Annotated in this window: 11 protein-coding genes; 1 reads left to right on the forward strand and 10 read right to left on the reverse strand. The window is 56.3% G+C overall.

Features of this window, described 5'->3' with window-relative positions; all coding sequences use genetic code 11:
- Positions 1-9: 9 nt before the first annotated feature.
- The 10 genes from K787_RS0119240 to K787_RS0119285 form a co-directional block, all read right to left on the reverse strand.
- Positions 10-534 carry a DUF4334 domain-containing protein gene (locus K787_RS0119240; RefSeq protein ID WP_022964442.1) on the reverse strand — a complete coding sequence of 175 codons (525 nt, stop codon included), beginning with the start codon at positions 532-534 and terminating at the stop codon, positions 10-12.
- A gap of 41 nt (positions 535-575) precedes the next feature.
- Positions 576-1,181, reverse strand: coding sequence for a TetR/AcrR family transcriptional regulator (locus K787_RS0119245; protein ID WP_022964443.1), 606 nt, complete (start codon positions 1,179-1,181; stop codon positions 576-578).
- A 225-nt stretch (positions 1,182-1,406) separates the two neighbouring features.
- Positions 1,407-2,279, reverse strand: coding sequence for an ABC transporter permease subunit (locus K787_RS0119250; RefSeq protein WP_022964444.1), 873 nt, complete (start codon positions 2,277-2,279; stop codon positions 1,407-1,409).
- Complete coding sequence (locus tag K787_RS0119255; protein WP_022964445.1) at positions 2,276-3,181, reverse strand: ABC transporter permease subunit; 906 nt, start codon at positions 3,179-3,181, stop codon at positions 2,276-2,278. The genes K787_RS0119250 and K787_RS0119255 overlap by 4 nt, the downstream gene beginning before the upstream one ends.
- Positions 3,178-4,314, reverse strand: coding sequence for an ABC transporter ATP-binding protein (locus K787_RS0119260; RefSeq protein ID WP_022964446.1), 1,137 nt, complete (start codon positions 4,312-4,314; stop codon positions 3,178-3,180). Before K787_RS0119260 ends, K787_RS0119255 begins: the two co-directional genes overlap by 4 nt.
- Before the next feature lie 163 nt (positions 4,315-4,477).
- On the reverse strand, positions 4,478-5,569 hold the full coding sequence (locus tag K787_RS0119265; RefSeq protein WP_370736761.1) for a polyamine ABC transporter substrate-binding protein: 1,092 nt from the start codon (positions 5,567-5,569) through the stop codon (positions 4,478-4,480).
- Between the two features lie 124 nt (positions 5,570-5,693).
- Entirely contained in the window at positions 5,694-6,803 is a 1,110-nt protein-coding gene (locus K787_RS0119270; protein ID WP_028615114.1) for an extracellular solute-binding protein, read from the reverse strand.
- Between the two features lie 90 nt (positions 6,804-6,893).
- Positions 6,894-8,267 carry an aspartate aminotransferase family protein gene (locus K787_RS0119275; RefSeq protein WP_022964449.1) on the reverse strand — a complete coding sequence of 458 codons (1,374 nt, stop codon included), beginning with the start codon at positions 8,265-8,267 and terminating at the stop codon, positions 6,894-6,896.
- 93 nt (positions 8,268-8,360) lie between these two features.
- Entirely contained in the window at positions 8,361-9,707 is a 1,347-nt protein-coding gene (locus K787_RS0119280) for a glutamine synthetase family protein (RefSeq protein ID WP_022964450.1), read from the reverse strand.
- Positions 9,708-9,714: 7 nt separating this feature from the next.
- Positions 9,715-10,476, reverse strand: a complete 762-nt coding sequence (locus K787_RS0119285; protein ID WP_022964451.1) for a gamma-glutamyl-gamma-aminobutyrate hydrolase family protein — start codon at positions 10,474-10,476, stop codon at positions 9,715-9,717.
- A 272-nt stretch (positions 10,477-10,748) separates the two neighbouring features.
- Between K787_RS0119285 and K787_RS0119290 the strand changes: the two genes are divergently transcribed.
- Positions 10,749-12,182 (forward strand): glutamine synthetase family protein, encoded by a 1,434-nt coding sequence (locus K787_RS0119290; RefSeq protein WP_022964452.1) that lies wholly within the window; start codon positions 10,749-10,751, stop codon positions 12,180-12,182.
- The last annotated feature ends 41 nt before the right edge of the window (positions 12,183-12,223 follow it).

Below are 12,223 nucleotides of genomic sequence, written 5' to 3' on the forward strand. Positions count from 1 at the left end.
TTTGCCAACTCATTCGCGGGTCAGATGAAAGACAAAGTCGGTAGGCTTGCCCTTGATGTCACCCAGCCCGATCACCACATCGTCATTGACCTTGCGGAAGTAGTCCATTATCGGTTGGCTGTCGTAGATCAGTGCGGCGGAGGTGACGCCGTTGTATTTGATTTCGCGCATCTGTGCGCCGCCAAGCTTGCCGAAAGTTTGTACCTTGCCTTCGGCATCCAGTACCAGCAGTGGCTCGACATCAGTGGTCGAATTGAAGCGCTTGCCGTACCAATTGATCGGGTCCGGTTCTGCGCCGCCGTCAAACGTGCCGCCCTTCCAGGTGCCGAGCATGAACTCGGTATCCACAGGCGCAAGTTGCTCGAACAGCGGTAGCAGGATTTCTGCGGGATAGGCCTCACCACTGGCGATCATGTCCAGCCAGCGTTGCTCAAGCTCGCTGGCGCTTGCTCCTGCAATCACGGCCGCGTTCAGGGTGGCACCCAGGGCCACATTTACGCCCAGCGCCTTGAGGTTCTTCTTTGTTGTGCTCATTGCTTGTCTCCACGTTGCAGATCGTCGTGGTACAGCAGGGCTCAACCGGTACACAGGCTCCAGCAGGCATCTCGCGCGGCATCGATATCGGCCTGATCAAGGCTGAAAAGACCGTCCCGCTCGGCCTTGATCAAGTTGACAAAGGCACCCCAGATCAGCGCCATCAATACTTCGGCGCGGATATCCTTGCGGTACACGCCTTGCTTCTGCAATAAGCGATAGTGCTCGAGAATCGGTGCTATCGCTTCGTGCTCCATGGTGCGGCTTTCTTCGTCCAGATAGGGACGATGATCCTGCAGCTCCATAAAACGATAGGACGCGGGTGCTTCACGGGTGTACAGCACCATCCTCTGCCACACTAGCGCAAATTTCTCGTAAGGCGTCAGACTCTTATCCAGCTTCGAGTACAGGCGTCTGTTCAGACTCAGCTTCTCCTCCCTGAACAGCTCATTAACCAATGCTTCTTTACTGCTGAAATATCGGTAGATTGTGCCCGTACCCACGCCCGCCTGTTCAGCCAGCACCGGCATCGGGACGCCATTGACGCCGCCCTCGGCAAACACCTTCAGCGCGGCCTGCAATATGGCGGTGCGCTTGTCCTTGATCCGTGGGCGAGTTGTTTTTGCAGTGTTCGAATGAGTATTCATTCGCCCAGTTTATCCGGTATTGCTCCGTTGTACATCCTTCAGGTTATCGAGTTGGGCGGTAGCTAACTAGCGGCCATGCCCAGGCTTAATGACGCGCATTAATATAAATGAACGTTCATTCAGTTGCAGGTTAACCTATTGATAGGTTGCTGCCAACTACGGGTTCTGGATCAAACAAAGGGCGAATGGCTGATAAACAAAAGGCGCCTATTGGCGCCTTTTGTTTTAAGAGTGCTTACGGCTGTTAATGGCCGCTTGCCAGGTGATGTGCTTGTCGTCCTCGGGCGGCGGCATGCGGCTGCGTTTGTCGGCGCTGCGCACCAGAAACCAGGCCAGGAGCGTAAATAGCGCTACCGCGAGCAGGATGACACTGGCGATGGCGTTGATTTCGGGTTTGACGCCTAAACGGACGGCCGAGAATACCTCCATCGGCAGCGTCGTGGCTCCGGGGCCTGACACGAAGCTGGCGAGTACCAGATCGTCCAGTGATAGTGTGAACGACAGTAGCCAGCCTGCGGCGATCGAGGGTGCGATCATCGGCACAGTGATCAGCAGAAAAGTTTTCCACGGCGGCGCGCCGAGGTCCATGGCCGCCTCTTCGATAGACTGATCAAGCTCGCCCAGTCGCCCACTGACGACGATGGCGACATATGCCGTGCAGAAAGTGGTATGGGCGATCCAGATAGTCATGATGCCGCGCTCGGCTGGCCAGCCGATCAGTTGCGCCATGGCCACAAACAGCAGCAGCAATGACAGACCGGTGATCACCTCAGGCATAACCAGTGGCGCGGTGACCAGCCCGGAGAACAAGGTACGGCCGCGGAAACGCTTGATGCGGGTCATCACGAACGCGGCCAACGTCCCCAGCGCCACCGCCGCGCAGGCGGTGTAGAAGGCGATCTGCAGGCTGCGTTTGACCGCGTTCATCAGTTGCGTATTGTCCAGCAGGCCAACGTACCAGTGCACTGACCAACCGCCCCAGACGGTGACCAGGCGTGAGGCATTGAACGAGTAGATAACCAGAATGACCATGGGTATGTAGATAAACGCCAGGCCGACCCAGAGCATGATGGTGGAGAAAGCGAAGCGACTTTTCATTCGTTCTTCTCCATTGCTCTGGACTGGTTATAGTGAAACAGAATGATCGGGATCAACAGTATCGCCAGCATCACGATCGCCAGCGCCGAGGCGACGGGCCAGTCGCGGTTGTTGAAGAACTCCTGCCACAGTACCTTGCCAATCATCAGTGTCTCCGGCCCACCAAGCAGTTCGGGAATCACGAATTCACCGACCACCGGAATGAATACCAGCATGGAGCCGGCAATGATCCCGGTTTTTGACAGCGGTACGGTGATCTTCCAGAACGCCTTGAGCTTGCCTGCACCCAGATCCATCGCGGCTTCCAGCAAGCTGTGGTCATGCTTAACCAAGTTGGCGTAGAGCGGCAGTACCATAAACGGCAGGTAGGCATAGACCACGCCGATATACACGGCGGTGTTGGTGTTGAGGATCTGCATCGGCGAGCTGATCAGGCCTATCGACATCAGCAGATTATTCAAGATGCCATTGGTGCTGAGGATGCCCATCCAGGCATATACGCGAATTAAGATCGCGGTCCAGGTTGGCATCATCACCAGCAGCAGGTAAACCAGTTGTTTGTCGCGCGGTGCTCTGGCGATAGCCAGCGCCATCGGATAGCCCAGCGCCAGGCAGATGATCGTCGAGATCAGCGCGACTTTTAGCGAGCCCAGATAGGCTGCGACATACAGCGAATCCTGGGTAAGAAAAATATAGTTACCGAGATTGACCACCACATTCAGCGATTGCTCGGCATAATCGAACAGCGGCTGGTAAGGCGGAATGGAGATGGCTGCCTCCGAGAAACTGATCTTCAGCACGATGGCAAAAGGCATCAGGAAGAACAGAAACAGCCATAGATAAGGGACGCTGATAACCCAGAAGCGCCCGCTTGGCAGCATGCGAGAGATCAGCTTGTTCATGAGTGTAATATCACCCCGGCGTCATCGTCCCAACTGATATACACATTGTCTTCCCAGGTCATACGCGGCAGCCGGCGTTCGGAGTTGGCGAAAAAGGTTTGCACCAGATGCCCGCTTTCCAGCTTGATATAAAACACCGAGTGGCCGCCCAGGTAGGCTATGTCATGAATAGTGCCATGTGCCCAGTTGTATTCCTGTTCAGGCTTCTCGGTACTCACCCAGACTTTTTCCGGACGCAGTGCGTAGGTCATTTTCCTGTCTTGGGCGCGGGTGGTGATCCCGTGGCCGATATAGATTGGCCGGTCCAGTTCGGCGCATTCGATAATGGCATGATCTTCCATGTCCTCGATCAGCTCGCCTTCGAAAATATTGACGCTACCGATAAATTCGGCGACATGGCGGCTGGCCGGGCTTTCGTAGATATCCATCGGCGAGCCAACCTGAGCAATCCAGCCCTGGTGCATGATCGCGATGCGCTGGGCCATGGTCATGGCCTCTTCCTGATCGTGGGTGACCATGATGCAGGTCACGCCGACCCGCTCGATGATCTCAACCAGCTCTAGTTGCATCTGTGAGCGCAGTTTTTTGTCCAGCGCGCCCATAGGTTCATCCAGCAGTAATACCTTGGGGCTCTTGGCCAGCGAGCGGGCCAAAGCCACACGCTGGCGCTGGCCACCGGACAACTGGTTCGGCTTGCGCTTGGCATACTCGGTCATGTGCACCAGCTTGAGCATCTCCGCCACGCGGGCGTTGACCTCGGCTCTGCTGAGCTTGTCCTGTTTTAAGCCGAAGGCGATATTCTGCTCCACGCTCATGTGCGGGAATAGCGCGTAGGACTGAAACATCATATTGATCGGCCGCTCGTAGGGCGGCAGATCAGTAATATCCTGGCCGTCGAGAAACACGCGGCCTTCGGAGGGCCGTTCAAAGCCGGCCAATATGCGCAGAAGCGTGGATTTGCCGGAGCCGGAGCCGCCGAGCAGGGCGAAGATTTCGCCACGATTAATGGTGAGGCTGACATCATCGACGGCCAGTGCGTCATCGAAACGCTTGCTGACACGCTCAATCCGGACATATTCATCCGGTTCAGATTTGGCCATGGCCTGTTTCATGGCTCCCGCTGCACCCACCATAGTGTTCTCCGCATTCACTGCTTGTCTGGGCCCGCATCGTCCTGGTCAATCGACCTGGGTGGGGGTTTTCTATTGGTAACGCATCATGGGGTAACGCATAGCGCTTTTACGCGTAGCCCGGTAATACAGAGTGCTGAGGGCTGCACAGGCAGCCCTCAGAGTGTTACTGGCCGGATTTGATCCGGTTCCAGGAACGGGTGACGATACGCTGAGTGGCCAGCGGACGTGGTTTGGCAACGAACAGGTTGGCCATGACTTCCTCATTCGGATAGATGGCGGGATCAGCCAATACTTCCGGATCAACCAATTCATCTGCGGCGCTGTTGGGGTTGGCATAGGCAACGTAGTCGGTAATCGGAGCGATCACTTCAGGCTGCAGAACATAGTTGATAAAGGCGTGGGCGTTATCGGCATTGGGCGCATCCTTGGGGATGGCGAGCATGTCGAACCACAGTTGGGTGCCTTCCTTCGGAATGCTGTAGGCAATGTTCACACCGTTTTCGGCTTCGTTGGCGCGGTCGGCTGCTTGGAAAACGTCACCGGAATAGCCGACGGCGACACAGATCTCACCGTTGGCCAGGTCGGAGATATAACGCGAGGAATGGAAGTAGGTAACCGAGCCACGTACCGACATCAGTAGCTCTTCGGCTTTCTTCAGATTTTCCGCATTATTGTCGTTTGGCTCGAAACCCAGGTATTTCAGCGCCGATGTCAGCATCTCGTCGCCCGAATCGAGCATGGAAATGCCGCAGCTTGACAGCTTGCTGGCCACTTCCGGGTCAAACACCAGGTCCCAGGAATCAATCGGGGCATCGTCGCCGAGAATGGCGGTGACCTTGTCGACGTTGTAACCGATGCCGTTAGTGCCCCACAGGTAGGGGATAGAATGCTTGCTGCCTGGGTCGACGCTTTCCAGATCATCCATCAGCGCGGGATTGAGATTTTTCATATTCGGCAATTTGCTGTGGTCCAGCTCCAGGTACACGCCAGCTTCAATCTGCTTGGTCAGATAGTGGTTGGAAGGCACGACGATATCGAACCCGGAACGGCCAGTGAGCAGGCGCGCGTCCAGGACCTCGTTGGAGTCATAAACGTCATAGGTCACCTTGATGCCGGTTTCTTTTTCAAAATTGGCGATGGTGTCTTCGGCAATATAGTCCGACCAATTGTAAATTTTCAGCTCGCCAGCGGCTTGAGCGCTGACGGCCGCGCCAAGCAGGCTGGCAGTGGCCAGTGCCAACAGTGTCTTTTGCATTGAAATTTTCATCTTGTCTCCTTTGACAGACTCCAGCCCACGTTAGGCCTGGTCTGTTTTTTTGCTGTTGGCCGGCGCCTTATGACGCCGGTCGGTTCTGAATAATGCCTGTTGCCTTGGCGAGCTACCTGCCGGATTTGATCCGGGTCCAGGCACGGGTGCGTACGCGCTCAATATTGGCTGGCAACTCGGCCAAGGTGAAGAGTTTATTCAAGGTTTCATCGCTGGGATAGACGCCCGGATCATTCAATACGCTGTCATCGATCATCGGCACCGAGGCTTTGTTGCCATTGGCATAGGCCACATAGTTGCTGACCTCGGCGATCACTTCGGGGCGCAGTATGTAATCCAGGAAGGCATAGGCGTTGTCGACGTTCCTGGCGTCTACCGGCATCACCATCATGTCAAACCACATGGGGGCGCCTTCCTCGGGAATCACGTATTTGACCACCTCGCCGTTTTCCGCTTCATCCGCCCGCGCCGCCGCCTGCAGGATATCCCCCGACCAGCCCACCGCAACGCAGATGTCGCCATTGGCCAGGTCGGTGATGAACTTTGATGAATGGAAGTAGGTGATATGCGGGCGAATGCTCATCATCAGCTCTTCGGCCTTGGCATAATCGTCGGCGTTGGTGCTGTTGGGGTCTAGCCCGACATAAAACAGCGCCGCGGGAATCACTTCGGCCGGGGCGTCGAGGAAAGCGACACCGCAGGAGGCCAGCTTCTGGATATTTTCCGGTTTGAACACCAGATCCCAGGAGTCCACCGGTGCATCCTCGCCCAGCGCGGCTTTAACCTTGGCCTCGTTATAACCGATGCCGGTGGTGCCCCATAGATAAGGGAAGGCGTACTGGTTGCCCGGGTCGTTGTTTTCCAGCGCCTTGAGCAAGGTGGGATCCAGGTTGTCCCAGTTTTTCAGCTTGCTACGATCCAGCGGCTTGAAAGCGCCGGCCTTGATCTGCTTGCCGAGGAACTGATTGGACGGTACGACGATGTCGAAGCCCGAGCTGCCGGAGAGTAATTTGGCTTCAAGCACTTCGTTGCTATCGAATACGTCGTAGGTCACCTTGATGCCGGTTTCCTTTTCGAAATTGGCAATGGTGTCTTCAGCAATATAGTCGGACCAGTTGTACACGTTGACCGTACCTTGGGCTTGCGCCAGGGTGCTGAAAGCCATGCTACTGACGGTGATGCTGCAGGCCACGGCCAGCAGGGTCTTGCCAAGCGGTTTGATCATGATCACGGTTCTCCATTTGTTTTCACAACGCGGTGCAAGACCAAGTCAGGCCACCTCTGGCCGAACCGGACGGGTCCGCAGACTTGCCTACACGCCCAATTGCTCGGCTGTCAGGTCCAGGCAGCGCCAGATCTTACTCACCATCTCGTCGATTTCCGCCAGCTTGATGACCAAGGGCGGCGACATGATCATGGTGTCACCCACTGCGCGCATCACCAGCCCGTTGCGGACACACATATCGCGGCAAATCGATCCTGCCGCGCCTTTTTCGGCAAAGCGTGCACGGGTGGTCTTGTTGCTGACCAGCTCGATGGCGCCGAGCAGTCCTACCCCGCGTACTTCACCCACCAAGCGATGTTCGGCCAACTGGGCAATTTTACTTTGCAAATACGGTGCCGCTTCCTGCTTTACGTACTCGACAATTTTTTCATCGCGCAGGATGCGCAGATTCTCGAGACCTACTGCGGCGGCCACCGGGTGACCTGAGTAAGTGTAGCCGTGGAAAAATTCTCCGCCGTGCTCAATCAGCGTTTCAGCGACCCGATCCCCGACGATGACGCCACCCATTGGCAGGTAGCCGGAAGTCATACCCTTGGCGATCGGCATCAGGTCTGGCTTGAGGTCGTAATACTGGCTGCCGAACCATTCGCCGGTACGGCCGAAACCACAGATCACCTCATCGATGACCAGCAGGATGTCGTACTTGTCGAGAATCCGCTTGATCTCCGGCCAATAGGTGGCAGGTGGAATAACCACGCCGCCTGCCCCCTGGATAGGTTCGGCTATAAAGGCCGCCACTTGGTCCTCACCCAGCTCCTGAATTTTCACTTCCAACTGCTGCGCCGCCCATAGACCGAATTCGTCTGGAGACATATCGCCGCCCTCGCCGAACCAGTACGGCTGCGGAATATGCACGATGCCGGGAATCGGTAGATCACCTTGTTCATGCATGACCGACATGCCGCCCAGGCTGGCGCCCGCCACGGTCGATCCGTGATAGCCGTTAACGCGGCCGATGATGGTCTTCTTGGTCGGCTGGCCTTTCAGGTCCCAGTACCGGCGTACCATGCGCAGCACGGTATCGTTGGCCTCAGAGCCTGAGCCAGTGAAAAACACGCGGTTCATGTGCGCCGGGGCAATTTCGGCAATGGCCGTGGCCAGTTTGACAGCGGGGGGATTGGCGCACTGGAAAAAGCTGTTGTAATACGGCAGTTCAAGCATTTGTTTGTAGGCGGCATCCGCCAGCTCGGTGCGCCCATAGCCGATACTCACGCACCACAGCCCGGCCATGCCATCAAGAATCTGATTGCCTTCACTGTCCCATAGATACACGCCCTGGGCACGCTCGATAATCCGTGTGCCGCGCTCGCCCAACTCCTTGTGGTCGGTGAATGGATGCAGGTAATGCGCTGCATCCATGGCTTGCAATTGCGCGGTGCTGTAATGGGTTTCGTTGGTCATTCCATACTCCTTGTCTTCGGCTCGCCGGGCCGGGCGCCTGCCGACTTCGTTCGAAAGGCGCCCGGCCCGGACGCACTCCTAATACTGGCTGGATCAGACGCTGAGCAGCAGGAATTCCCGTTCCCAGGAGCTGATCACGCGCTTGTAGTTCTCGTGCTCGACGCGCTTGACGGCAACGTAGCCGCGACAGAACTTACTGCCCAACACGGCCTCTACGTCGGCGCACTGTTCCATACGCTCCAAGGCGGATTCCAATGTCAGCGGCAGGCGCAGGTTACGCCGTTCATAAGCGCGACCCTTGACTGGAGCTGAAGGGTCCATCTTGCCGACCATGCCCAGGTAGCCACATAGCAGGCTGGCCGCGATGGCGATGTAAGGGTTGGCATCGGCGCCAGGTAGACGGTTTTCCACGCGGCGGTTTTGTGGCGTGGAGTCAGGCACGCGCAAACCGGCGGTGCGGTTTTCTTCACCCCATTCCACGTTGACCGGTGCAGAGGTGTCCGGCAAAAAGCGGCGGAAAGAGTTCACGTTCGGCGCGAACAGCGGCAATACCTCGGGGATATAGCGCTGCAGGCCGCCGATATGATGCAGGAACAGCTCACTCATGCTGCCGTCTTCGTTGGAGAAGATGTTCTGCCCGGTTTTGCGATCGACGATGCTTTGGTGCAGGTGCATCGCGCTGCCTGGCTCATTGGTGATCGGCTTGGCCATAAAGGTGGCAGTCATATCATGCTTGAGCGCGGCCTCACGCATGGTGCGCTTGAATACCAGAATCTGGTCGGCAAGGTGCAGGGGGTCACCGTGACGGAAGTTGATTTCCATCTGCGCCGTGCCTTCCTCGTGGATCAGCGTGTCCAGGTCCAGGCCCTGGGCCTCGCACCAGTCGTACATGTCTTCGAACAGCGGATCAAATTCGTTGGCGGCATCAATGGAAAAGGATTGTCGGCCGGTTTCCTGACGCCCGGAACGACCAATCGGTGGCTGCAGGGGCAGGTCCGGGTCTTCGTTCCGCTTGGTCAGGTAAAACTCCATCTCGGGCGCCACCAGCGGTTGCCAGCCTTGGTCGGCGTACATCTTCAACACTTTCTTGAGAATGTTGCGCGGCGACATCTCGATTGGCTCGCCAGTTTTGTCGTAGCAATCGTGGATGATCTGCGCGGTGGGTTCCAGGGCCCAAGGCACCAGGTAAATGGCGCTGTCGTCGGGCTTGCAGATCATGTCGATATCAGCAGGATCAAGCAGATCGTAATAGATGTCGTCCTCGACGTAATCGCCGGTCACCGATTGCAGCAGAATGCTCTCGGGCAAACGCATGCCCTTCTCGGAAATAAACTTCATGGTCGGGGCGATCTTGCCCCGGGCAATGCCGGTCAGATCACTGACCATGCATTCCACTTCGGTGATCTTGTTTTCTTTCAGCCATGCTTCAATCTTATTCATAAAATCCTCAGGAGTACCTGTTTGAGCGCGTGCGGCAGGCGTCACCAAACGCCTTGAATATCGACAGATAGAAGGCGTTTTCCTTTACCTTCCATTCCGGATGCCACTGCACGCCCAGCGCGAAATTGGGAGCCTGGTCGACCGAGAACGCCTCGATCAACCCGTCAGGTGCCGTTGCCTCAGGCCGCAAGCCGGGCGCCAGTTGGTCAACGCCCTGAGTATGCAGAGAATTGACCTGCGCCGAGCTGCGGCCTGACAGTTCATAGAGTAGTCCTCCTGGCTCAATATGAACCTCGTGGGATAGGCCATACTGCTGCTCAACGGGCTGATCTTTATTTTCGCGGTGTTCTATAAAGCCACCCACTTCATGCAGGCGCTGGTGCAAGGTGCCGCCGAAGGCCACGTTCATTTCTTGAAAGCCACGGCAAATGCACAATACCGGCACGCCGTGGTCAACGGCGGCTTTAATCAGCGGTAGTGTGGTGGCGTCGCGCTTGGCGTCGTGTTGTGTTCCTTCGGCGCTGGAGGGGCCGTCGTAGTGGTGTGGCTCTACATTGGAAGGTGAGCCGGTGAACAGGATGCCGTCTAGCGTATCGAGCAATTGTTCAAAGCCGACCTGCTCGCCCAGCGCGGGAATCAGCAGGGGTAATCCGCCCGCACCATCGACCACGCCAAGGATGTATTTTTCACCTACTATATGGAAAGGATGCAGACCCAACTGACTGGTACAGCAGGAGATGCCAATCAAGGGTTTTCGTGCGACGGACATGGGTCACGGCCTGTAGTGAATAACGTACATGGGTCGGATGTTGTTCAATTTTTTATACAATAGCAACAATAAATAATTTACACAAAACTCAAAAACGGAGCGGTGAGTTGTCCTGTCAGATTGCCCTGCAGCCCGCGCAGCGGCCTTATTTGGTGCAGTGTGCACCGTGTTTGTGCGATCTGGATTCTATTGACTCGTCATGGGCTTTCGGATTTACTCTGTTCTTAACGCCAACGTGATTGATATATTTTACAAACAACAGGTGATATCTCATGCCATCCCTAACCGGAGCGGATGCTGCGGCAGTCGGAGCTGCGGCAGTCGGTGCTGCTCCAACTGAGCCCGTTAGTGTCCAGGAAGCAGAGGCCTTTCTGGCCGAGCATCCGGAAATCCACTTCATTGATCTGCTGATTGCAGATATGAACGGTATCGTACGTGGTAAGCGTATCGATCGTTCGGCCCTTTTAAAAGCCTATGAAAAAGGTATTGCTCTTCCAGCCTCTATCTTTGCTCTGAATATTCAGGGCACCACGGTAGAAGAAACCGGACTGGGCCTGGAAATCGGCGATGCAGACCGTGTCTGCCTGCCTATTCCGGGTACCTTGTGTGTTGAGCCCTGGCAAAAGCGCCCGACCGGTCAGCTATTAATGACCATGTACGAACTGGACCGCAAAACGCCGTTTTTTGCCGATCCGCGCTATGTTTTGCAGCGCATCGTCAAGCGCTTCAGCGAGCTGGGTCTGACGCCAGTATCGGCGTTCGAGCTGGAGTTCTACCTGATCGATCAGGAGAACATTACTGGCCGCCCGCAACCGCCACGTTCGCCGATGTCAGGCAAGCGCCCGAATTCTGTTCAGGTCTATTCCATGGATGACCTGGATGAGTACGCTGAATTCCTCCAGGACGTCATCGAGGCTGCCCACGAGCAGGACATCCCCGCAGACGCCATTGTTGCGGAATCGGCGCCGGGCCAGTTTGAGGTCAACCTGCATCACGTCGATGATCCGGTAGTGGCGTGTGATCACAACGTACTACTAAAAAGGGTGATCAAGAACGTCGCCTATGACCATGAAATGGATACCACCTTCATGGCCAAGCCTTACTACGATCAGGCGGGCAACGGTATGCATGTGCATATCAGCCTGGTGGACGAGGATGGTACCAACGTCTTTGCGCCGAACGCCGATGGCACGCTAAGCCAGACGTTGCGCTGGGCGATTGGCGGTTTGCTGCAAACTTTGCCGGAATACATGGCATTTCTGTGCCCGAACGTGAACTCCTACCGGCGTTTTAGCCCGAGCTTCTTTGTGCCCTGCGCGCCAACCTGGGGGATTGATAACCGTACAGTCGCGGTGCGCGTGCCGGGCGGTGACCCCGAGTCGATGCGTATCGAGCATCGCTTGGCCGGGGCGGATGCCAACCCCTATCTGTTGATGGCAGCGTTGTTGTCGGCGATTCACTACGGCATCAGCAACAAGATTGAGCCGCCGGAAATGACCGAAGGCAATGCCTACGATCAGCACGAGGCGTCGCTACCGACCAACCTGCGTGATGCATTGCGCGCGCTGGAAAACTCCGCTGTCATGAAAGAGTACATTGGCGAGGAGTATCTGGACGTGTTTGTGTTGTGCAAGGAAAGCGAGCAGGAAGAGTTCGAGCGGACTATCTCGGATCTTGAATATATGTGGTATTTGCATACCGTGTGATGCTGGTTTTTTGCAGCGCAGAGTCCCGTCCTAGTGGCGGG

The organism is Halopseudomonas pelagia CL-AP6 (assembly GCF_000410875.1).
Taxonomy (GTDB): Bacteria; Pseudomonadota; Gammaproteobacteria; order Pseudomonadales; family Pseudomonadaceae; genus Halopseudomonas; species Halopseudomonas pelagia.